Origin of the sequence: Streptomyces sp. AA4 (genome assembly GCF_000158875.1) — a bacterium.
GTDB lineage: Bacteria > Actinomycetota > Actinomycetes > Mycobacteriales > Pseudonocardiaceae > Amycolatopsis.
Genome location: NZ_GG657746.1, coordinates 3,014,707 through 3,037,297, shown reverse-complemented (window position 1 = coordinate 3,037,297; position 22,591 = coordinate 3,014,707). Strand labels below are relative to the sequence as shown.

Sequence of the window (22,591 nt, the reverse complement as noted above, 5' to 3'; positions counted from 1 at the left end):
GCGGACCGGATCCCCGGCGACCGCGGGTCCGATATGCCAGGGTGTGCGCATGGCGAGCGTCCGCGGTTATCTGTTGTCCTGGACCACTTTGCTCCCGTTGGTCGCCCTGGTCCTGCTGGCGCTCACCTGGGGACGCACGCTGGGTCCGGTGCCGGTCGCACTGGTGGCGATCGCGCTCGCGGGCACGGTTCTCGCCGCGGTGCACCACGCCGAGGTCGTCGCGCACCGGGTCGGCGAACCGTACGGCTCGCTGGTGCTCGCGGTCGCGGTGACGGTGATCGAAGTCGCGCTGATCGTCACGATGATGGCTTCCGGCGGCGAGAAGGCCGACACCCTGGCGCGCGACACGGTGTTCGCCGCGGTGATGATCACCACCAACGGCATCGTCGGGCTTTCGCTTCTCGTGGGCGCGCGCCGGTACGGGGAGACGCGGTTCCATCCCGAAGGCAGCGGCGCGGCGCTGGCGACCGTCGGCACGCTGGCGACGCTGAGCCTCGTGCTGCCGACCTTCACCGCGAGCACGCCCGGCCCGGCGTTTTCCGCGCCACAGCTGGCTTTCGCGGCCGGTGCGTCCCTGATTCTCTACGCCACTTTCGTGATGACGCAGACCGTCCGCCACCGCGATTTCTTCCTTCCCGTCGGCGCCGACGGCGAGACCCGCGAGGAGGAGCACGCGGAACCGCCGAGCGCGCAGAAGACTTTGGTGAGCCTCGTTCTGCTGCTGATCGCGCTGGTCACCGTCGTGGGCCTGGCGAAGGTCGAGTCCCCGGCGATCGAGGCCGGCGTGCGCGCGGCCGGGCTTCCGCAGTCCTTCGTGGGCGTGGTGATCGCCCTGCTGATCCTGGCTCCGGAAACGCTCGCCGCGGTCCGCGCGGCACGGCGCGACCGGATGCAGATCAGCCTCAACCTCGCGTACGGGTCCGCGATCGCCAGCATCGGCCTGACGATTCCGGTCATCGCGCTCGCGTCGGTGTGGTTGAAGGGGCCGTTGCTGCTCGGTCTCGGGCCGACGCACATCGTGCTGCTGGCGCTCACCGTGGTGGTCAGTGTGCTGACGGTGGTGCCGGGACGGGCGACGCGGCTTCAGGGCGGGGTGCATCTGGTGTTGCTGGCGGGATTCCTGGTGCTGGCGATGAATCCGTGAGTCTGGCGGCCCTGGGCCCGGTGCCCCGCTCCACAGTGGAGCGCCCGCCGGCTTCGGCTCCCGTCGCCCCTGGGCGCGCAGGAGATTTCTCGTTTGCTTATTTTTCCTGCCGCTAGCGGCCACCTGCTGGTCGAGCGGCTTTTTTCCCGGCTTCCCGGCGCGCTGTTTCCTCCGCCGGCGCGGGCCGCCGGAGGAAAACGACGCCGGTTTTGTCGGTGCTGCTCCGTATCCTGGCGAGGTGAAAATCCAGCAGTCCCCGACCCCGTCCGCTGCGGCCGGTGAAGCCGCGCGCAGAGCTTTCCCCGGCAGCCGTCCGACGTTCCCCAGCCGTCCGTCGGCCGACGCACGTTCCGCTCGTGCCGCCCGCCTCGCGACCCCTGACTTCGTCTTGGTCTCCGCTAGCGAGGTGCGCGCATGAGCGGCGTCTCCTCCCCCGCCGTCGAGGCCCCGGCCCGCCCGCCCGCCAAGCCGGGGCTGCTGATCGGCGTGCTCGTGCTGTCGGCGTTCGTGATGATCCTCAACGAGACCATCCTGAGCATCGCGCTGCGCGACCTGACGGTCGACCTCCGCGTGCCGACCACCACGATCCAGTGGCTCACCAGCGGCTTCCTGCTGACCATGGCGGTGGTGATCCCGACGACGGGGTTCCTGCTCGAACGGTTCACGCCGCGGCAGGTGTTCGTCTTCTCGCTCGCGTCGTTCAGCCTCGGCACGCTGCTGTGCGGCATCGCGCCGGGCTTCGGCCTGCTGATGGCGGGCCGGGTCGTGCAGGCGTGCGGCACCGCGGTGATGATCCCGCTGCTGATGACCACCGTCATGCGGCTCGTGCCCGCCGAACGCCGCGGCGCGACGATGGGCACGATCAGCATCGTCATCGCGGTCGCGCCCGCGATCGGCCCGACGATCGGCGGCGCGGTGCTGTCGTCGCTCGGCTGGCGGTGGATGTTCTTCATCGTGCTGCCGCTGTCGCTGGCCGCGCTGGTGACGGGGATGCTGCGGCTGCGGATCGACAGCGAAACCCGCGCGGTTCCGCTCGACGTCCTGTCGGTCATCCTGTCCGCCGTCGGTTTCGGCGGAGTCCTGTACGGCCTGTCGTCCGCGGGCGAATCCGCTGAAACCGCGCTGATGCCGCCGTGGCTGCCGATCGTCGTCGGCGTGGTTTCGCTGGCGGTGTTCGGCTGGCGGCAGCTCCGCCTGCAGCGACGCGACCGCGCCCTGCTCGACCTGCGGCCGTTCACCCACCGCAGTTTCGTCGTCGCGCTGGGGCTGAGTGCGGTGCTGTTCATGTGCCTGATCGGCGCCGGCGCGATCCTGCTGCCGCTGTACCTGCAGACCGTCCTGCACAAGTCCACGTTCGTCAGCGGCCTGGCCGTCCTGCCCGGCGGGTTGGTGCTGGGCCTGCTCGGCCGTCCGGTCGGCGCCCTGTTCGACCGGGTCGGCGCGCGCCCGCTGGTGCTGCCCGGCGCGCTCGCGATGACAGTCTCGCTGTGGCTGTTCTCGTTGCTGGGCCCGGATTCCCCGCTGATCGCGGTGATCGGCATCCACATCGTCCTGATGGCCGGCCTCGGCCTGATGATGACGCCGCTGATGACCGAATCGCTCGCGGTGCTGCCCGACCATCTCTATTCGCACGGCAGCGCGATCCTTTCGACGCTCCAGCAGGTTGCCGGCGCACTGGGCACCGCGGTGTTCGTCAGCGTCGCGACGCTCACCAGCGCCGAACACGCCGCGGTCAGCCCCGACGCGGACGGCCTCCAGACGGCGTTCATCGTCGCCGGCTGCATCGGAGTGCTCGCGGTGGCCGGCGCCTGGTTCGTCCGCGCACCCCGCCCGGCACTCCCGGAGGAGGCCTGACCCTCATGGACTCAGCCCGGCTAGACGCCGTCGCCCGCTCCTACACCGCACCGATGACCAGCATCCGCGGCCGCCGCGTGCACCGCCTGGTCCTGCGCCGCATGGCCGACTACGACCACGTCCTGCCAGCCGCCACCGCCGACGGCACCCCAGCCCTGCTGGCCCTCTCCGCCGACGGCCGAGCCGCCCTCTGCTCCACCGACGGCCGAGGCCCGTCCGCAGACCTCGTCACGTGCGGCCCGACGCCCGGCGTCACCGTGACGTCCGCGCACGACCTGACGAAGGACTCGCTGCCGGTGCTGAGCTGGACCGTCCGGCATCCCGGGCTGCTGGACATCGCAGGCCCGCTGACGATCACGCCCGGCGAAACGGATCAGGAGGAGGTCGAAGCAGCCTTACGCCCCCGGTAACCGGCCGGGCAGGCCCGTTCCGGAACGATGCTGGCGGCTCGGAGTCCGCAGTCGATGGCCCGACGCTCGGTCACGGCCGGACCCCGAGCCACTCGCCCCGAGGCGGATGTCCGACAGCCGGACGACGGCGGGATCGCGACCCGCCGCGCCTCGGTGAGTCGCACCAGCCGTGGCCTTCGCAAGCAACACCGCGCGAGGGCTGCGGCCTCGCCCTCGGGGGTTCGGCCGCATGTCGGCAAGCCTCATCGAAGTTGGCCGAGCCTCCGCGAATCTCCGGCCAGCAATCAGCCTCGCACGCAACGACCGGCTGGCCCCGCCCCAATCGCAGCACGGCGGATAGCTCCGATCGGTCTCTCGCCGAGCACCAGCGCATCCACATGGGACCCGCACCAGCGCATCGACCGAGCCCGCTGAATGCCAGCCCATCCACCCTGTGCCCAACACCAGCCCATCCACCGAGACCCGCGCCAAGCACCTGCCCATTCGCCATGCCTCGCGCCGAGCATTCGGTGCGCGGCATGGCACCCACCTCCAGCACGAGCGGCATCCACCAGGCCCGCGCCGAACATCGGCACATCCACCCACGCGACCGCGCCCGGTGCCAGCCGACCACCTGGCACCTTCACCACACCTGCTCTCGCACGCGGAGCGTGCCCACGCACCCGCTCCCAGCGCCACCCCACCACCAGGTGCCCTCGCCAAGCACCCGCCCCCCGCGGAGCGTGCCCACCCACCACGCACCTGCGCCCAGCACCAGCCCACCATCAGGTGCCCTCACCACGCGCCTGCCCATCCACCGCGCACCCGCACCCAGCACCAGCCCACCACCAGGCACCCTCGCCACGCGCCTGCCCATCCACCGCGCACCCGCGCCGAGAACCAGCCCATTCACCGGGCACCCAGCCCCAAGCCCGTTCACCGAGACCCGTGCCAAGCATCGGCACATTCACCATGCCTCGCGCCGAGCATTCGGTGCGCGGCATGGCACCCACCTCCAGCACGAGCGACACCCACCCGGCCCGCACCGAACATCGGCACATCCACCCACTCGACCACGCCCGGTGCCAGCCAACCACCAGGTGCCCCCAAACACCCGCTCTCGCACGCGGAGCGTGCCCACGCACCCGCGCCCAGCACATTCGCCGGGCATCCACACCCGGCACGAGCGGCACCCACCGGACCCCACGCCGAGCAGCGGCACGTCCAGAAACTCCCGCCGGGGCATCCACCGCGCCACCACGCACCGCGATCCGAACCGAGCAGACACCCGGGTCTCACCGGCCGAACGCGCGCTCCCACCGTGCCACGTCCCGCAGCTGGCCGTCCGGTGCGGACCAGCAGGCCTGGAGCAGGTCGTAACCGTCATGGACCAGGGCCGCGTGGGCGGGCCATCGCTCGGCAGCCCAGCCGGGCTCGTTGTGCACCGAATCCACCCCGGCCCGGGTCGCGCCTTCCAGTTCGAACTGCAGGTCCCGCCGCGCCGCCGCCCGCGGGATCGGCGCGCCGGCCAGCACCGCACGCGCGGCGGCGCGAACGCGTGACCCGGTCCAGTCCAACGTCTTCCGATGCGCCCGCGGCGCCACCGCGTACTGCACCGCCACGGCCACGACAACCCCGATCGCCGTCTGCGCGAAACGGTCCGCCACCGCGGGCCACACCGGGCCGGGCTGGCTCGCCACCCCGGCGGACAGCAGGGCGAGCGGCGTGATGACGACCGTCGCCACCGCGTAATTCCTCGGCACCACCAGCTCCACGCAGAACTGCAGCACCGCCAGGATCAAGATCAGCACCACCCCGGACGGCGCGAGCATCATCACCAATCCGAACAGCACGAGCCCAGCCGCGGTCCCCGCGAACCGGTGCAGCGCACGGACATTCGTCCGCCGCCGGTCCAATCCCTGCTGCAGCACCACGAGCGCGCTGAGCACCGCCCAATGCGGCCGTCCAAACCCGACTGCCACTGCCAGTTCCCCAGCGACCACGCAACCGGCACCCACCCGCAACGCCGTCAACGCGGCATGAGAACGCAACGGAACCGCCCGCCGCAGCCGGTACCCGATGTTCGGCCGCGGCAACGGCAACTTCCCCGGCGGCAGTTCGACGGCCTCCCCCGGCGACGCATCAGCAAATCGCCGGTGCGCGGCGAGCAACGTCTCCACCAGATCCGGTCGCGTGCCCCGCCGCGGATGGCCCGCGTCATGCAGCGCAGTCCACGCCGCCGACACCGCGGCACCCGCCGCGTGCCGAGTCTCCGCCGTCTTCCGCTCGGCGGAGACAAACGCGTCCACCGCCCGAACCGCCCGCTCGACGGCCGCCCGCTCCGGCTTCGTCCGATCAGCCAGCACCCCGGCCATCGACACCACCACCGACGACCCGACCCCCGCCGCAGCGCACCCGAGCACCACCCACGGCCGCGCCCCCGCCTCGACCGCCGCCTGCGCACCCGCACAAACGAGCGCGAAGAACAACGGCCCGGGAGGCCCGAGCCGCAACGCGTCGACGACGTATGTCGCCAGCACCGCGACCACCGAAACCACCAGCACCGACACCGGACCCGGCGGAACCACGGTCCCCACCGAAGCCCCCAACGCAGCCGCCGCGAGCAACCCGGCACCCGCAGTCGCCACGACGCCCGCCCGAACCCGGTACGGCCGCCCCTCGCCGTACAGGACCGCGAACGTCCCGAGCGTGACAAACAACGCCGAGGCCGAAGCCCCCGCCAGCACCAGCGCCACCCCGGGCACCGCCACCGCCGCCGCGGCCCGCAACCCCGCCGACCACCTCCGCCCGACCGGCGGCAAAGCGAACATGAGCGCCCGGAACCCCGCCACGCGAGGCAACTGCTCAACCGGCTCGGGCGACGATCCCATCCGCCCATCCCAACACGCCGCCACCCGCCCCGAAAGCCCGGCCACCGCGGGCAGAGACCCCGGGCACACTCCCGCGCGGGAGTTCGCTCGCCGGAGCGAACTGCCCAGTCTGGTGGACGGCGAGCAACTGCTGCGGTCGCTGTCCTGCCGATGCGCCGCGCATCCCCGCAACGGACCGCACACTTCACGACCGGACGAGACCGTCGCTTCCGCCCACGTCAGCCCACCGCCGAATCCGCGGGGTCGAACACCCAGCCACAGGAATCCGGACACCAGCCCTCGGCACCCAGGCCCCCACGCTTCACGGTCGCGCGCGACATCTTCGCCCGCTGTCCGCGCCGACCCTGCCGCCAAAACCATCAGCCCCCAGGCCTGGCACACCCGGCCCCGGGCGGCGGGGCGCTAGCCTTTGGGCACAGGCCAGAACATCAGAGGTTCGCGCTGAGCCGGAGTCCACGCTGACCCCGCAGCGACCCTTCTCGCCAGCGCCACCTCGCCGTCCCCAGCCAGGACAGTTCGGTCGCTGCGATGTTCTAGGTGTCATCCCGGTGCAAGCACCCGTTAGGGGGCTCGCCCAACGTCAGATCAGCGCACGAATCTCAGCCCATCCGAGAGAAGACACCCCGCGGATCACCAAGCAGGGCAAGACCCTCCCCGAAACTCAGCCCGAGCGGCCGCCTCCCCCACCGTCACCGGGTCCAGGTCCGGATGTGCCGCCTCGGCCCGTTCCCACCACGAAGCCTCCCCGCCGACCCCCTGCGCCGCAGCCACATTCCCCAATCCCAGGTAAGCCCGTGCCGTCTCGTGCGTGCTTCCGCAGGCTTCCGCGCGGGCCGCGGCTTCCCGGTAAGCCGATTCCGCCCCAGCGTGGTCCCCGGCGCGGAATCTCGCCCAGCCGAGGCAGTTCAAGCCCATCACGACGTCCAGTTCCAGCCCCAATTCCTCGAACACCGACAAGGTTTCCTCGACCAGCCGGGCGGCTTCCGCGGAGCGTCCCAAGGCGGTCAGGACCAGCGCGATCCCCCGCGTCGTGATGGCGCCGCTGCGGCGGTTGCCGGTCAGGTCGTAGAAGTCGGCCGCGGCGCGCAGATCGCGGAGGGCTTGTTCGTGGTTGCCTCGGTAATGGTCCGCCCAGGCGGAATGCGCCAGGGCGGTCGCTTCGCCGTGGCGGTCGCCGATTTCCCGGTACTCCCGCAGGGCTTGCCGGTAACACCGGGACGCCTCGTCCAGATCGCCGCGGTCGACGTAGGCGATGCCCAGGTTCGCGGTGGTCGTCGCGGCGGCCCAGCGGTTGCCGACGGCCTCGGCGGCGGCGCGTGCCCAGCGGTGCGTCGCGATCCACGGGTCCCACAGTTTGGTCAGGTAGAAGAATCCGCGCAGGAAGTACGCCAGCTGCCAGCATCGTTCGGACGCGACCGTCCGGCGGCAGAGTGCGACCAGGTTCGGCCATTCCGCGCGGAACCAAGCCATCGCGCGGTCCTGATCCGGGAATTCGACCTCTGGCAACCCCGCCGGATAGGTCACCTCCGGGCGGTACCGCGGGCCGCTCAGCATGCGGTCGGCACGTTCCGCGGCGGCGACGGAGAAATCGGCCAGGCGGCGGAAGGCGGCGGCGTCCGTCCCGCCGGAAGCGGCGAAAACCCTTACCAGGTCGTGAAAACCGTACCGGCCCAGTTCCGGCTGCGTGAGCAGGTACGCCTGGTGCAGGCGGTCCAGCAGGCGTTCGGCCTCCAGCGCATCGAGCGAGCCCAGCGCCTGCGCGGCGGTGACGTCGAAGTCCGGGCCGGGATGGAGGGCGAGCTGGCCGAACAGCCGCGCCTCCGGTTGCTCCAATTGGCGGACGGACAACCGGAAGGCGGCGGCCAGGCTTCGTTCGCCGTCGTCGAGTTCGCTCAGGCGGCGGGTCTCGTCGGCCAGGCGGCGCTCCAGTTCCGCGACGTCCCACGCCGGGTGCGCGCGCAGGCGGGCCGCGGCGATCCGGATGGCGAGCGGGAGGCGGCCGCAGCGGTCGGCGATGCGCAGGGCGGCGTCGGGGGACGCGCCGGTCAGCGCAGCGACCAGGGCAGCGGCGGAAGCGGACGGGAGGACGCCGAGCGGCACGTGCTCGGCTTCGTCCAACGCGGGCAGCCGCGAACGGCTGGTGATCACGACCCGGCATTTGGGTTCGGCGGGCAGCAGCGGGCGCACTTGCCCGGTGCTGCCCGCGTTGTCCAGCACCAGCAGGAAACTCCGGCCGCGCAGGCACGTGCGGAAGAGCGCCGCGCGGTCGTCGGGATCGGCGGGGATCCGTTCGGCGGGGACCTCCAGGATCCGCAGCAGACGGTCGTGCGCGTCGGCGGGCGTGACCGGTTCGTCGGAGGTGCCGCGCAGGTCGACAAAGAGGCTTCCGTCGGCGAAGGACGCTTCGAGCCGGTACGCGCACCGCACCGCCAGCGCCGTCTTGCCCGTCCCGCCCATCCCCGAAATGACGCAGACGCCGCCGTCGGACTCGAGAATCCCGCGGACGGCCTGGGATTCGGAATCGCGGCCGGTGAACTCGGAAGTCACCGGCGGGAGGCCGGACGGGCGGACGTCCGGCCGGGTCCGGCGTTTTCCGGATTCCGCGGGAACCAGTGCAGTAAGGGCCCCAGGAGTGCCGAATTCGGATTCACACAATGCCGCGAGTGCGGAATTCGGGGCGGCAAGGCCGGTTTCGACTTTGCTCAGGTACCCCTTGCTGTAGTGCACCCGTCCGGCCAGTTCGGTGAGCGAAAGCCCGGCCGAAGTGCGCAGCCGCCGCAGTTCCGCCCCGAACGTCGCGCGCGCTGTCATCCGCCTCCACCCTCTTCTCGCTCCCAGTATGACGATCCGGCAGACGCCGGACCGCGGTTTCGTCACTGCGCGGTCCGCGCCGGCGCCGGCGGCGCGACCGGGGCGGGCCCGCCCGGATGGCCGAGCGCGAGTCCGGACACGAGCGCGACCCCGGCGAGCCACAACCCGGCGCGCACCAGCAGGGAAAACGAACAGACGACCTTCACGACGAGCTCCTTCCGGGGATTTCCGCCCGCCTGGTCAGCGGCTTGTGCCGAGAATGCGGGAGCGCGCGGCAATCGGGGAAGGAGTTTCCCGTTTCCGCCTTAATCGCGTGAACGGGGAACAGCGAGGCAACGGACTCGCATTGCCCCGGACGGCCGGGACCGCGGCGAAAGTCATTCGCCGCGGAGCAGGCCCAGTACGCCGCGGACACCGCTCCCGAGATCGAAAACCGGGCCGCCGTCCGTTCGCCGGCGGGAACTGGAACAGTCACCCGCCGTTTCGGGAAGGAGCCATCCGAGCGAATTTCCCGCGCGGATAAACCCGGCCGCGCCAGCCGGACGCGGGAATGGGAAATCATTCCGGTCACAGTCCGTGCGCCGTCCCGGGCAAGGCTGGACATCGGCGGCCGCATTGGGAACAGTGGCTGCGGGCGGGGAGACGCGAGGGAGGAACGGGTGGAACCGAACGCGGCGGACTTGGTCGCGGAATTGAAAGTGCTCCGCAAGGGGCGCGGCGTATTCACCACCCCGCTCGGGATTCGGGTCGGCCCGGTCCTGCGCGAGGTCTGCGGGATTCCCGACAACGCGGAAAACGTCGAGATCCGCGACCGGCTCGCGCACGTGCTGGAGCCGCTGGCCAAGACGCTCCCGGACGACCTCCGGATCGCCGTGCTCGCCGCGTTCGCGATGCACGAGCCGGCGCGCAAGCCGTTCTACCAGGAGCGGGTGCACTGGGCCGCGCGCGAACTGGACCGCGACGACCGCACGATCCGGCGGCGCATCGACGAGGGCATCGAGCACGTCGCGCACCTCGCGCTCGCCGGCCCGCGCGAGGGCGGCGGACGGCCCGCGCCCGACGGCAGCTGGCACACCGAACTGCTGCGCGTCTCCCTTGCGCTGGACCAGGAACGGCCCGAGGTGTTCGAGTTCCGCCGGATCGTCGCCGACGCCGACGAGGTCGCCGAACTCGACCTCGCGCTGACCCTCACCACCACGTCCTCGGCCGCCGGGCCGGTGCGCGAAAGCGATCTCGACGTCGACGTCTTCCACGGCGGAACGCTGGTCCGCCGCGCGATGGAGTCCAGCGACCGGGTCGGACTGGCGCTGCGGCTGGCCAAACCGCTGCCGCGCGGGGACACCCACGACCTCGCGCTGCGGTTCCGCGCGGAATTCCGGCATCCGCACTACGTGTGCGTGCCGCGGCATCCGGTCGACCGATTCGACCTGCACGTGCGCTTCCCGGCCGCGCCGCCGTCCGAAATCGTGCGGCTGGACCGCGTGTTCCAGGACGACGCACGCGATCTGGGCGCACGCGGCGACGTGGTGGCCCCGGACGGCTCGGGCGAGGTGCACCTGCGCTTCGACCGGCTCGCGCCCGGCTTCGCCTACGGGATCCGGTGGAGCCCGGCCGGCTGAGCCGGCCGGCCGGGCCCGCGGCTCCGGTCAGTGCGTGATCATCGCGCTTCCCCTTCCCGATCGGGATTTCTCCGACCGCACCGGGATCGCCGCCGCGCCGGGACGCGCTACCGGCGGCCGCAACCTGTCCAAGATCTGTCCAGGTCCGCGCGAATTCCGTTGCCGCGCAACGGACAGAAGCTGGACAACACCTGCCCGGGCGCAACATCCGCGCCCGGGCGCCCGATTCCCGGACCGAGCGGGCGAGACCACCGCGGCCGCCCGTACGAAAGGAACGACCTCTATGCCCACCGCCACCGCGCCCGAACCGGTCGAAGGCTATGTCCCGCTGTCCGCGCTGCCGCGCCCGTCCGGGCTGGCCGAACGCCTGGAAACCGTGGTCCGCGCGGCCCGCGACCAGGTCCCCGGCGCGGCTCCGGAACTGCTGGCGCTGCTCAAACCGGTGATCGCGCGCTACTGCCGCGCCCGCATCGGCGGACGCGACCTGTCGTACCTGTCGGCCGACGACGTCGCGCAGGAAGTGTGCATCGCGGTCCTGCAGGCGGTGCCGGGCTACGAGGACCGCGGCGGATCGTTCCTGCACCTGGTCCGCGCGATCGCGGCGAACAAGGTGGCCGACGCGTTCCGCGCGGTGTCGCGCGACCGCTCGCGGCCGGTGTCCGACGTCCCGGAGAACCCGGATCTCGGCGAGGGTCCCGAATCGCACACGCTGACCGCCGACCTGGGCGCGTCGCTGGGCAGGCTGATGGCCGGGATGCCGAAGCTGCAACAGGAAATCCTGACGCTGCGCGTCGTCGTCGGCCTGACGTCGGCCGAAACGGCGAAGGCGCTCGGGATGTCGCCGGGCAACGTCCGGGTGACGCAGTGTCGCGCGCTGGCGAAACTGCGGGACTCGATCCAGGAGCAGGGACTCGCCGAAGCGCTGCTGGCGTGAACTCGCAACATCCCCGCACTGGTCCGGACCACTCGAGAAAAAATCCCCGAAGTTCACCCGCTCGGGCCACCTCGGCGGCGCGGGGCGGCCCCGTCCCGCGCGGATCCGGACCGGCTCAGCCCGCGTCGAGCCGCCGTTTCATCCGGCGCAGGAACGCGATCCGGTCGGTCTCGACGCGCACCGCCGTGCGGTCGGGGTAGATGTCGAACACCCCGGTCATCCCGGTTTCGGCGAGCCGGCGCCCCGCCGCGCCGGAGGGGTGCGCGAGCAGCCGCAGCACGACGCCCTCGGCGGCCGCGCGGTCCTGCGCGGCCCGCAGGACGTGCACGCCCGCGTCGCTCAGCTCGGTCAGCCCGGTCAGGTCCAGCACCAGCGCCATCGGGCGTTTGGCCAGCGCGAACGTCACCGCCCGCACCACCACCAGCGCGGTGCCGGCGTCGAGTTCCCCCGCCAGCAGCAGCGTGAGCACGTCGAGGTCGTCGTAGCGGTACGACGACTTCAGCCGTGCCGATCCCTGTGAGCCGGCTTCCATCCGCGTGCTGCACTCCCTGTCCAGGCGGGGCCCGTCGCGCCCGCTCGTCCACCCGACACCATTCTGGCCCCCGGGGCACGGTGACCGCGCTCACAGTCCGCCTCCGCACCGCTCCGGCGGGGGCTGCGCCGCTTGACCTACGCCGAAAGTCGGGAACTGAGTCAGCCCGACCTTCGGCGGGTTCCGTCATTTACCGACATTCACGACGGTGGGTCAGTACCTGACCACCCCTCCCCGTACCCACCGGAGATGATCACCAGTGCGTATCGCGCGTACCGCCGCAGTCCTGTCCGGCCTGGCCTTCGCCGCCGTCGCCGCCGCGGCCCCGGCCACCGCCGCTCCCGCCCAGCCCGCCATCATCGACGGCAGCACCGCCGACTCCCTGCACGCCGCGGCCCGGATGTTCGCCGGCGGCCAGGAACTCTGCTCGGCCACGATCATCGCGCCCGACTGGATCCTCACCGCCCGGCACTGCACGCAGGGCGCCGGCGGCAAGCAGATCACCTTCCACGTCGGCAGCCTCGACCAGACGCAGGGCACCGAGGTGTCCGCGACTTCGGTGCACGACTCCCCCGACGCCGACATCTCGCTGGTCCAGATCGACCAGAAGGTCCAGACCGAGTACGCGCCGCTCGGCACCGCGGGCGACGTCAACGTCGGCGACACCGCGCAGGTCTACGGCTGGGGCGCGACCTGCACCGACCAGCCGGAGATCAACTGCCAGTCGCAGGTCCTGAAGGTGGCGAACGTCCAGGTCACCTCGGTCGACTGCCCGGACGGCGCGGCCGGCGTCTCGGTGTGCGCCAACCGCGGCGACGGCATCACCGCCGGCGGCGACTCGGGCGGCCCGATGTACGCCAACGGCAAGCAGGTCGGCGTCGCCTCCACCAGCGACCGCCAGTCCTACACCGCCTACATCAACATCACCCAGTACCGCGACTGGATCCAGTCGGTCGCGGGAGTCTGATCCGCAGCGGTCCGGACCCGGACGGATCCCCGGGTCCGGGCCGCTGTTTCACCCCTCCCCTCTTCCCTCCCCGTTCCGGGCCCGGGCGAGCACCTCCTCGAGGCGCAGCGGGCTCGCCGGGTGGTGGCTCAGGCACAGCGGCGTCGACACGCGCCGGAAGCCGAACGCCTCGCCGGACACGTAGAACTGGGCCCGCTCCAGCCGCGAGATGTCCGCCACCGGACTGCCTTTCGCGCGCGCCATCTCGTTCGCCGCGGCGATCTGCGCCGGGCTGTTGAGCCGCCCGAAGAACTGCGTCATCGCGTTGCCGGCGATCTGGTTGTGCAGCCCCTTCGGCGCCTGCGTCGCGAACAGCAGCCCCAGCCCGTACTTCCGGGCCTGCGCGGCCAGCACGATGGTGCTGCGCGTGCTCGCGGTGAGCGAACCGGACGCCGCGAGCGTCTGCGCCTCGTCCATCACGAAGAGCGCGCCCAGCGGCCGGTCCCCCGCCGGATTCCGCTTGATCCACGCGAACAGCTCCATCTGCAGCTGGTTCACGAAACTCTGCCGCTGCGCCTCGGACGGCAGCCCGGCGAAGCTGATCACTGAGATCCGCGCCCGCTTGCCGTCCGCCGGGGTGAGCAGCAGCGCCGGATCGACCGGGGTCGCGGCCCCGGCGAACAGCGGGTCGTTCACCATCGCGGCCTTGAGCAGCTCCGCGACCTCGGCCGCGATTTTCCGGCCGCCGTTGAGATTCGTGACGCCGTCGGGCAGATCTTCGAGGACGCCGATCAGCTCCGGCAGGCTCCGCGAGCCGGTGCGGGCGTGGTGCACGATCGTCTGCCGCAGCACGGCCAGCCCGATGTCCGCCTTCGCAGTGCTGCCGGTGAGCCGGGCCTGCGGCGCGAGAGCGGCGACCGCCACCTCGACGGCCGCGGAGAACTCGTCCTCGTCGTCGAGCACCCCGGCGAAATCCGGCAACGGCTCGAACCCCAGCGGACGACCGGTGGCGCGGCCCGGAGTCCACACGACGACGTCGGTGCCTTCGAGATAACGCTCGGCGAGCCGCGCGTCCTCCGGCCCCCAGCCGCTCGGCGGACTCGGCCACGCGTCGCCGAGGCGGGCGAGGTCGTTGTTGGGGTCCAGCACGATGGAAGACACGCCGAGCAGCGCGCATTCCTCGACGATCCGGCGCAGGAGCACGGTTTTCCCCGACCCGGACCCGGCGAAGACGGCGGCGTGCTTGCGAAGGGCGGAGAGTTCGATGCGGAGAGGTTTGCCGGAACCGGTTTCGGTGCCGAGGGTGAGGGCGCCCTCCGGCGGGGGGTGGGTCCCGTCGGAACGGGGTGCTTGAGCGGTTCCGGTGCGGTTCGGGCGCGGGGTGAAGAGGGAGGGCTGGGCTGGGGGTCGCTGGTTCGCTGGGATTGGGTTCGTGGGGCTCGGATTCGCGGGGCTCGGGTTCGCGGACCGCTGAGCCGCGGGTTGCGGAGGCGCCGGTGGCGGGACCGGTTGCGCGGGACCGCCGGTGCGGGGCCCGGCGTCGGGCAGGACACCGGAAAGCAGCTGGGACCGCCGGGCGGGCCTGCGGTCGATGAGCCACTCGTGGACGTCCGGGCCGCCCTTGACGAACATCTCGTCCAGCGCCCAGAACGTCCGGACGTCCGCTTCGGACATCTTGAGCCGCTTCCCCCCGGCGGCTTCGAAGGCCCGCAGTTCGGCCTGGGTTTTCTCTCCTTTGGACCACGAGGAGTTCCGGATCAGGATGAGGTGGCGGTTGTCCGCTCCCGGGCGCAATCCCGCCGCCGAACGCGCCTTGCGGAACCGGTTGAGCACCGCGACCGCGTGGTTCGCAGCGATTGAGCGAAACGCCCAATGCTCCTCGAGATCCGAGGCTTCGTCGATGGTGTGAGTGAGCCAGGCGTGCAGCTCGTCGTCGGTTTTGCGAGTGTCCCACTCCATCTCGTCGTCGCCGACCTCGGTAATCCAGCCGCGCAACGCCGCTGAGAGCAGCCGGGGCATCACCTCGTCCTCGACCTTAGGGTGAAGCAGCGCCGACGGATCCGCGTCCGCCCGGAGTTGCTCGAACCAGGCATCCAGCTCCGAGAAGCGATCACGCTTGGGCGCCGGGCGCGCGGGCAGCGCTGCAGGCGCGTCCGGATCGAAGGTGGTCATCTCCACCACTCGTTCCGCGCGGACGCAAGCTTCGATATGCGTACCGACCCGCTTCAGCATTTCCCGCGGCGTGTATTCGTCCCACGGGCCGTCGAATGCCGAGGCGGCCACCGGCCAAGTCGAATGCGGCGGAGTGAAGTCCATCGCGGCGTAGGCGACTCCCAATCGCCGTTCCACCAGACGCCGTCCCACCTCGGCGTCCAGCACACGCCCGAGTATGCGGGTTTCCTCGAACCGGTCAGGCACAGTGTCAGCGGCCTTCTCCTTGACCAGTTCCCACGTCGCGGGCAGACAGGCGAGAACGGTCACCGTCCGGCGGGTCACCTCCCGCAGTCCCATCAGGCCGTCGGCGATCTGGGCCACGAGCAGATCAGTTCCTCCGGCTTTCCCGCCTTCCCTCGCCAGTTTGTCCGACCGGGCAACCAGTGTGTCGAACTGGTCGACGCTGATCGCCAGCGGTCCGGTGAGTGCCAGCAGCCGCGTGATGTCGTGCACTTGTTCCTTTGCCGACTTCGGCTTCAGCCGGATGCTCCACTTGCGACGGCTGCCGGACTTCGCTTCCTCGCAACGGCCTAGATACGCGTCGCCGACCTCGTTGTGGGTCGGATCCTCGGAGGCGTAAAGCACCAGCGCGCGTGCCATGTCCGCGCATTCGATCGCGACCTGCCGGTCCAGCTTGCGCAATCCCGCCAAGAACGCGTCGAGATGCGACCGGTTCAACCCCTTTCCGCTGAGCAACGCCGCAGCACTTTCCCACGGCACGTCGCTGCGCTCGCACACCCGGCGCACAAAGCTGCGCACCTGCGGCTCGCCCGAAGCGTCCACTCGCGACAGTCCGTGTCGCAAAGCATCGGCCGCGTCCTCCCAGAACGCGGTCCCCGCCGTGAGGTTGTCGAGAAAGAAATAGCCGCCAGCCAGATGCGCGGCCCGCCGGACCAAGCCGAGGAGATGCGTCTTGCCGACGCCCTTCATCCCCTGCATCACGAGACCGACCGGACTCGGGCCGTCGCTCGCGGCCGCATGGCGGATCCTGGCGTCGATCGCCGACATCACGTCGTCGTGCAGACCGTCGACATGATAGGGCGAATCTTTCCACACGTGGTCAGGAGCATCGATCCAGTCGAACCGCAAGGTCGCCAGAACAGCTAAATGTTCGATCATGACACCTCGATCGAGAGCAGATGATTGTCCTCACCGCCGATGCGCACGGCCGCCTCCCGGTCCGCAGGGGTGAGAGCCTTGCGGTTCGACTCAGGCACCAGGTGCGCTTGTCCGGTACGGCTGAGTTGTTTGAGCACTGCGTCGACTTCGGCGGTCGCAGCGTCGCGCAGCAAAGGCCGGAGATCAGCGAGGCCGACCCAGCCACGCGGTGAACGGGCGAGTTTCCGGTACGCGGTCCGGATCTGCTCTTCCAGATCTGCTGCCTGCGGTGCATCACTGCCCGCGAACACCACCTTCAGCGAAACATTGTGCAGCCGCAGATACTCGAAGAACTTGTGCATCGCCAGGTAAGCCACCACGGTCAACGTGCTCCGCACCGGTTTCGGCGGGGTCAGCGCGGCCAGTTCTTCCGCGCACCAGTCCCAGCCGGCGTCGGTGAGCCGGTGCGCGAAGGCCCGGCCGGATTTGCGGCTGCTGACGTAGCGTTCGTTGAGCTTGAGCCGGTCCCTTCCGTCGAGGGCGAAGCCCGCTTCCTTGCGCAGCTCCGGGTTCGTCATCTCCCGGCCGTGCACCATCAGCGCGATCATCGCCGCGGACTGCTTGTGGCTCAGTCGTTCGTGCATCCGCCGTCCTTCCTCGGGGCATCCCGGACGCGGGCGCGGCCGGGGCGTTCTGGGGGCGGGCGGCTAGCTGCCGTTGACCCGCACGTCGAGCACTTGCCGGGCCCAGGCCAGTGCGTTCCGGACCCGGGGCGGCGGCGGCACCGCGCCGTCGCCGTCGCGGCGCGGGCGCAGCAGCACGGCCAGGTCCGCGCCGAGTTCCTGGGCGCGCACGCTGTCCCCGGCGCCGACCGCGGGCGGGAGTTCGCCGGCGAACTCGCCCACGAGGTCCCACAGTTCCGGCCGCAGCCGACCGTGTTCGGCTTGCCGCAGCAGGGAAACCAGGTCCGCCTGGCCGGTGTCGGCCAGCGCCCGGCCGGAGCCGATCTCGTCGGCGAGGCCGCGCGCGACCTTCGCCGGTCCGGTCGCGGGGCCGAGGCGCAGATGCCGGAGGTTGCCGAGGTAGCCGGACAGCTCGCGCGGGTCGGTGCCTTCGGTGAGCACCGGGATGAGCCTGCGGTCCTGGCCGAACGTGCGGTGCAGGAACAACTCGACCTCCGCGAGCTGCCATCGGCTCGCCTTGCCGTCGATCACCAGGCACAGGTGGCGGGCGTCGGTTTCCGCGCGGCCGAGCCAGGACCGGTCGCCGGACAGCGATCTCCCCACCCGGATGCCGAGCTTTTCCAGCTCCGCCACCAGCTTCCGGGAGACGTCGAGGCTCGACCGGGGCATGCTGACCTGGATGTCGTAGGCGAACTTCTGCGTTCGGGTCCGCACCGCCGCGACGTAGGCGTCGCGGTTTTCGGCCAGCAGTTCGGTCCGGTCGAAGGAATGGGCGATCACCGCGGCGACGGTTTCGAGCGCGAACCCGATCTGGTCGGCACCCGGGCTTTTCTCCAGCAGTACCGGCAGCTGCTCGCCGAAGGTCCAGTACGAGACGTAGGGCAGCGTGAGATGGCGGGCGATCACCGCGGGCGGAACGTCCTGGTCCAGCCAGCTGTCGAAGAGGCTCCGCGTCTCGTTCAGGCAGATTTCCCGCCAGCTTTCCGAGCGGTCGTACTCCTCGCGCGTGTCGAAGCGCGAGAGGACCGGCAGCACGGGGAGCTGCGGACGGTCGTACGGCAGGGCATTCCGCGCGACGTTCGCCCGGTGCGCGATGTCGACCGCGCCGCGGACGCTCTGCATGTTCGCGGTGTAGAGAACGACCAGCCGGTCCGGCAGGTGCGCGGTGCAGATGCTGCCGACGTCGGAGATTCCCGTGCGGCTGTCGAGCAGGACGTAGTCGTAGTCCGAGGTCCACGCTTCCCGGCAGCGTTCGAGATACTCGCCGAACTCCTCGTCGTACAGGCCTTCCCAATCGATCCCCTGCACCTGCGCCGGATACCCGGGGCCGTCGCCGCCCGCGGGAAGGAAGTCCAGCGTGCCGGGCACGTTGTCCAGCTTGACCGGGATGATGTGCCGCTTGGGCCGGACGGTGCCCGCCCGGAAATCGGCGACGAGATCGACCACTCCGCCTTCGGGATCGCGCTCCAGTTCGGGCCTGAAGTACTCGCGCAGTCCCGGCGCTTCGAGATCCCAGTCGACGCACAGCACCCGATGCCCCCAGCGGGCCAGCAGCACCGCGACGTTGGCCAGCGTGAAGCTGCGCCCGACGCCGCCCTTGTAGGAATAGAAGGTGATCACGACGCCCGCCATCGCTCAGAGCCTCGGAAAGCTTGCGGCGGGAGGGGTTTCCGGGAGCGGAGTGAGCACCGGCCAGTCCGGCCGCCACGCCGGGGCCGCGCTCAGCAGTTCCTCGATCTCCGCCGCGATGCGGTTCATCTCGTCGTGAAAACCCAGGTACCGGGTCGAGACCTCGAATTGCTCGTACGGGTGGTTCCACCGGGTCAAGTCCTGCATCCGGCGTTCGTGCGCGAACGGCGGGAAATTCTTCGAATCGCAATAGATGACCGGATAGATCAGGGTGGCCGGACGGTCTCCTCCGGCCAGTTCTTCGCGGCGTGCCATCGAGGCCCATTCCGCCCGGCACCACTCGTCGTAGAAGTACTTCGGGGAACACACCGGAACCAGGATTCTCGTGCGCTGCAACGCAGCCCGAAGCTCGTCCGGCCACTTGCCGCCGACCCGGACCGAGCCGTCGAAGAACACCCGCACCTCGCGGTCGAGGTTGCCGTCGAGCATTTCGCGCAACCGGGGATGGAAATGGTTGCGCACCCACCGGGCGATCGGATCGGCGGTGCGCAGATAACTGATGAAAACGTCGTAGTGGTACACCTGGGCAGCGCTCCCCGTCGATTTCCGCGTCCTGGCGATCCGACCTCGGAGCACGACGATACCTTTCGCACCGGCGCCGACAAGGGACAGATTCTGGACACTTTGTGGCCGAAAACCCGCGACCGCCCGCCGGACCCGAAACTGGACCGGTCGCCGCCGAATTTCAAGGAGCCCGATGTCCGCCGCACCCCGAGTCTTCGTCAGCTACGCCCACGACACCGCCGCCGAGCACTACCGGCAGGTCGGGACCTTCGCCACCTTCCTCCGCGCCCGGATCGGCCTCGACGTGCGGCTGGACCAGTGGGACGACGCGTCCCGGCTCGACTGGTCGGCCTGGGCGATCCGGAACATCCGCGCCGCCGATTTCGTGCTGGTGGTCGCGTCGCCGGACTACCGGCGGCGCGCGGACGGCGAGGCGCCCTTCGACGAGGGCCGCGGCTCCCAGTTCGAGGCGCGGATCATGCGCGACGCCCTCACCCGCGACCTGGAGCGCGAGACCAGCCGCATCCTGCCGGTGGTGCTGCCCGGCGCTTCCGTCGAAGACATCCCGGCGTTTCTCACGCCGTATTCCACCACGCATTTCCGGATTCCGGAATTCACCGACGACGGCGTCGCCGGGCTGCTCTCCGCGATCACCGGGCGCAGCCAGAACGAGCGTCCGGTGCGCGGGATGTGGCGCGGGGCAACGGATTCCGTCTCCGGACCGGTCCTGGCGACCGAACTGCCGTGGCGCGAGAAGAGCGCGGACATCTCCGCCGGTTCAGCGCGGATCGACGGGATCAGCTACGAGCACAGCGTCGTTTTCCGCACCGCCGGGCCGACCGACGGGGCGTGGGCGTTCGCGGAAATCGACCTCGGCGGCTGCTACGCGCATTTCACCGCGGTCGCCGGCGTGCTCGACGACGCCGAGGACGCGGCTTTTCAGACCGGCCTGTTCTGCGTCCGGCTCGACGGCGAAATCCGCCACCTCGACCATTCCGCGTTCGGCAGCCCCCGGCACACCGAACTCGACGTCACCGGCATCCGGCGGCTGCGGCTCGAGATCCGCCGTCCCCCGGCGGGCCCGTCCGCCCGGATGACCCGACCGGCGGCGCTGGCCTGGGGAAACCCCACGCTTCGCTAGGCGCCGGGGTTCCCCGGCGCCAGGTGTTTCCTGCTCGCCGAGGAAACAGGAAACCCCTTTCCCCGCTCGTTCCCGGATCGCATTCTGGGTGCACGCCGCTCGCTCCGGGCGGTTCGCCGAGAATCACGGAAACCGATCGGCCGCGAAAAGGAAAACTTTCGCGGCGGGGGTTTTCCGTGCCTGGATCCGGGAGGGAGGTGCGGGAAATGCAGACGCACGGAATCGTTCTCATCCTCACGCTGCTGGGCCTGGCCTGACGCGGGACCCGGCCGGATCCGCCGCGAGGGCGGATCCGGCCGGACCTGCCTATCCGAGCGCGCGCAGGTGGTCGCGCAACGACCGCGCCACCCGGGCCATCAGAATCTCCGCTTCCGGCTGAATCGCCGCGGGCACGCGGGATTCGGTCAGCGCGGCGACCGCGAACGCCTGCCCGTCCGCGTGCTCCACGACCCCGATCTCGTGCCGCAGGTTCAGCAGCGTCCCGGTTTTCGACGACCACTTCGCGGAATCGGACGCGAAATCCGGCGCCAGCCGTTGGCGCAGCAGGTTTTCCCCCATCAGCTGACGCACCCGAGCGGACACGTCCGGGTCTATTTTGGACGGTGTCCACAACGCGGTCAGCAAGTCGGCGAACGCGCGCGCCGAACCGGAACTCGCGCGCGAAACGTCCAGCTGCCGCACCAGATGCCCTTGCCCCTCGGTCACCGCGCCGATGGCCAGCGAATGCGCGAGGTGCACGTCGGCCGCGGCGAACCGTTCCACCGGGGTGTCGCTCAGCTCCGCCACCGCGTGCCGCACCGAGATGCCGGTGATGCCCCACTCCCGCACGGTCCGCGCGACCTCGGCAGGCGGGGTCAGGGCGAACAGCTGGTCGGCCGCCGCGCTGTCGCTGATCGCGGAGGCCAGGTACATCAGGTCGGCCACCGCCAGCCGCGCCGGATGCCGGAAGCGCGACAGCCCGGCCGGCCCCGCGGTCTCGATGCGGCCGGGTTGGACCTCCACCTGCTGCGCGCCGTCCAGTTCGCCGCGCCGGATCCGGTCCTCGGTCACCGCCACGAGCGGGACCTTGACCAGCGAAGCGGTCGCGAACTCCAGGTCGGGCTCGATCCCGATCTCGCGGCCGGACCCGAGGTCGCGGACGAGGAACGAGCCTCGCAGCCCGCCCTCGTCCAGTTCGTCCCGCAACCGCGCCAGCAACGCCTCCGTGCTCACCGGGTCAGTCTGCCGCAACGCTCGCACCGAGACACCGCGCGATCGCCGCGCGCAACGGCGTCCGCACCCGGTCGACGTCGTCGCCCAGCCCCGCCGCGACGTCGTAGCCGCGCGCGAGCCGGACACCGCCCAGCGGCCGCCACGCCAGCCCCAGTTCCCGCGCCTGATCCGCCGAGCACAACAGCAGATCCGCCGACCCGATCACGCTCGCCGCGGCCGTCGTCAGCGTCCCGGCCACCTCCACCTGCGCGGGCAGCAACCCGGCTGCGTCCCGGGCGCGGAACACCCGGTCGCGCACGTGCGGCACGTCGTCCTCCGGCTGCACCCACACCCGGCGGCGCGGGCCTGCCGACCGGCCCGCGCGCAGGGTTTCCAGGTGCACCACGGCCTCGTCCGGCTCGGCCTCGCTGGCCAGCCCGAGCGGCACCGTCCAGCCCCCGTCCTCCGGCGGCACCGCGACCAGCGCGGCCCGCACCTCCTGCGTCCGCACCAGCTCGGCCCGCTCGGCCGGCCCGGCGACGCGGAACTCCAGGAACACCTCGACCGTCCGCGCCTGCGCTTCGAGTTCGGCCAGATCGCGCGTGGTCGAGGTGTCCGGGACCGCCAGCCGCAACGGCCGCCGACGCGCGCGCTGAGCGTCGTGTTCCATCGCCTCCGCGAGGCGCACCAGGCGTTGCGCGGACGGCAGCAGGTCCCGGCCGAACTGCGTGAGCCGCGCGCGCCGCGTCGACCGGTCGAACAGCCGCTCCCCCAGGTGCTTTTCGAGCGCGGCGATCCGGCGGCTCGCCACCGGCTGCGGGATCCGCGCGACCGCCGCGCCCCCGGTGAAGCTCCCCGCTTCGGTCACGCTCACGAACGCCTTGCAGCCCGCGACCAAGTCCATGACCAGAGCTTATGCCAGATCCGCATCATCCCGCACAAAAGTGTCTT

Annotated in this window: 17 protein-coding genes; 7 read left to right on the top strand and 10 right to left on the bottom strand. The window is 71.0% G+C overall.

All coding sequences use genetic code 11. From position 1 onward, the window contains the following. Positions 1-49: 49 nt before the first annotated feature. From SSMG_RS14065 to SSMG_RS14055, 3 genes are all read left to right on the top strand, one after another. Complete coding sequence (locus SSMG_RS14065; RefSeq protein WP_037713628.1) at positions 50-1,144, top strand: calcium:proton antiporter; 1,095 nt, start codon at positions 50-52, stop codon at positions 1,142-1,144. A 414-nt stretch (positions 1,145-1,558) separates the two neighbouring features. Next, complete coding sequence (locus SSMG_RS14060) at positions 1,559-2,998, top strand: MDR family MFS transporter (protein ID WP_009076788.1); 1,440 nt, start codon at positions 1,559-1,561, stop codon at positions 2,996-2,998. Positions 2,999-3,003: 5 nt separating this feature from the next. Further along, positions 3,004-3,408, top strand: coding sequence for a hypothetical protein (locus tag SSMG_RS14055; RefSeq protein ID WP_009076786.1), 405 nt, complete (start codon positions 3,004-3,006; stop codon positions 3,406-3,408). Positions 3,409-4,682: 1,274 nt separating this feature from the next. Here the strand turns inward: SSMG_RS14055 and SSMG_RS14050 are convergent. The 3 genes from SSMG_RS14050 to SSMG_RS45345 all read right to left on the bottom strand — a co-directional run bounded on the left by SSMG_RS14050 (position 4,683) and on the right by SSMG_RS45345 (position 9,295). Then, the gene (locus tag SSMG_RS14050) at positions 4,683-6,278 is read right to left on the bottom strand and encodes an FUSC family protein (RefSeq protein ID WP_037713624.1); all 1,596 of its coding nucleotides are present in this window, start codon (positions 6,276-6,278) and stop codon (positions 4,683-4,685) included. Between the two features lie 630 nt (positions 6,279-6,908). Continuing rightward, a complete protein-coding gene (locus SSMG_RS14045; protein ID WP_050788178.1) occupies positions 6,909-9,089 on the bottom strand; it encodes a tetratricopeptide repeat protein in 2,181 nt (726 codons plus the stop codon). 62 nt (positions 9,090-9,151) lie between these two features. Then, positions 9,152-9,295 carry a hypothetical protein gene (locus tag SSMG_RS45345; protein ID WP_158688025.1) on the bottom strand — a complete coding sequence of 48 codons (144 nt, stop codon included), beginning with the start codon at positions 9,293-9,295 and terminating at the stop codon, positions 9,152-9,154. 453 nt (positions 9,296-9,748) lie between these two features. On the opposite strand from SSMG_RS45345, the gene SSMG_RS14040 reads away from it, so the two are divergent. Together SSMG_RS14040 and shbA are read left to right on the top strand one after the other, a co-directional pair. Further along, complete coding sequence (locus tag SSMG_RS14040) at positions 9,749-10,708, top strand: hypothetical protein (RefSeq protein ID WP_009076778.1); 960 nt, start codon at positions 9,749-9,751, stop codon at positions 10,706-10,708. Positions 10,709-10,991: 283 nt separating this feature from the next. Then, the gene (shbA, locus tag SSMG_RS14035; protein WP_037713622.1) at positions 10,992-11,642 is read left to right on the top strand and encodes an RNA polymerase sigma factor ShbA; all 651 of its coding nucleotides are present in this window, start codon (positions 10,992-10,994) and stop codon (positions 11,640-11,642) included. 115 nt (positions 11,643-11,757) lie between these two features. On the opposite strand, the gene SSMG_RS14030 is transcribed toward shbA, so the two are convergent. Beyond that, the gene (locus SSMG_RS14030) at positions 11,758-12,174 is read right to left on the bottom strand and encodes an STAS domain-containing protein (RefSeq protein WP_009076775.1); all 417 of its coding nucleotides are present in this window, start codon (positions 12,172-12,174) and stop codon (positions 11,758-11,760) included. Between the two features lie 259 nt (positions 12,175-12,433). Between SSMG_RS14030 and SSMG_RS14025 the strand changes: the two genes are divergently transcribed. Further along, entirely contained in the window at positions 12,434-13,141 is a 708-nt protein-coding gene (locus SSMG_RS14025; protein WP_009076774.1) for a trypsin-like serine protease, read from the top strand. 48 nt (positions 13,142-13,189) lie between these two features. On the opposite strand, the gene SSMG_RS14020 is transcribed toward SSMG_RS14025, so the two are convergent. The 4 genes from SSMG_RS14020 to SSMG_RS14005 all read right to left on the bottom strand — a co-directional run bounded on the left by SSMG_RS14020 (position 13,190) and on the right by SSMG_RS14005 (position 19,326). Continuing rightward, a complete protein-coding gene (locus SSMG_RS14020; RefSeq protein ID WP_009076772.1) occupies positions 13,190-16,453 on the bottom strand; it encodes an ATP-binding protein in 3,264 nt (1,087 codons plus the stop codon). Beyond that, positions 16,450-17,076, bottom strand: coding sequence for a hypothetical protein (locus tag SSMG_RS14015; RefSeq protein WP_037713619.1), 627 nt, complete (start codon positions 17,074-17,076; stop codon positions 16,450-16,452). Before SSMG_RS14015 ends, SSMG_RS14020 begins: the two co-directional genes overlap by 4 nt. Positions 17,077-17,139: 63 nt before the next feature. After that, positions 17,140-18,747 (bottom strand): KGGVGR-motif variant AAA ATPase, encoded by a 1,608-nt coding sequence (locus SSMG_RS14010; protein WP_009076770.1) that lies wholly within the window; start codon positions 18,745-18,747, stop codon positions 17,140-17,142. Between the two features lie 3 nt (positions 18,748-18,750). Beyond that, on the bottom strand, positions 18,751-19,326 hold the full coding sequence (locus SSMG_RS14005; protein ID WP_037713616.1) for a toll/interleukin-1 receptor domain-containing protein: 576 nt from the start codon (positions 19,324-19,326) through the stop codon (positions 18,751-18,753). Between the two features lie 175 nt (positions 19,327-19,501). Between SSMG_RS14005 and SSMG_RS14000 the strand changes: the two genes are divergently transcribed. After that, positions 19,502-20,449 (top strand): SEFIR domain-containing protein, encoded by a 948-nt coding sequence (locus tag SSMG_RS14000; RefSeq protein WP_009076768.1) that lies wholly within the window; start codon positions 19,502-19,504, stop codon positions 20,447-20,449. A gap of 306 nt (positions 20,450-20,755) precedes the next feature. Here SSMG_RS14000 and SSMG_RS13995 read toward each other — a convergent pair whose 3' ends face one another. Both SSMG_RS13995 and SSMG_RS13990 read right to left on the bottom strand, forming a co-directional pair. Next, positions 20,756-21,661 (bottom strand): serine hydrolase, encoded by a 906-nt coding sequence (locus SSMG_RS13995; RefSeq protein ID WP_009076767.1) that lies wholly within the window; start codon positions 21,659-21,661, stop codon positions 20,756-20,758. A 4-nt stretch (positions 21,662-21,665) separates the two neighbouring features. Next, positions 21,666-22,544: a LysR family transcriptional regulator gene (locus SSMG_RS13990; protein ID WP_009076766.1), complete on the bottom strand. Its 879-nt coding sequence runs from the start codon at positions 22,542-22,544 to the stop codon at positions 21,666-21,668. Positions 22,545-22,591: the final 47 nt, after the last annotated feature.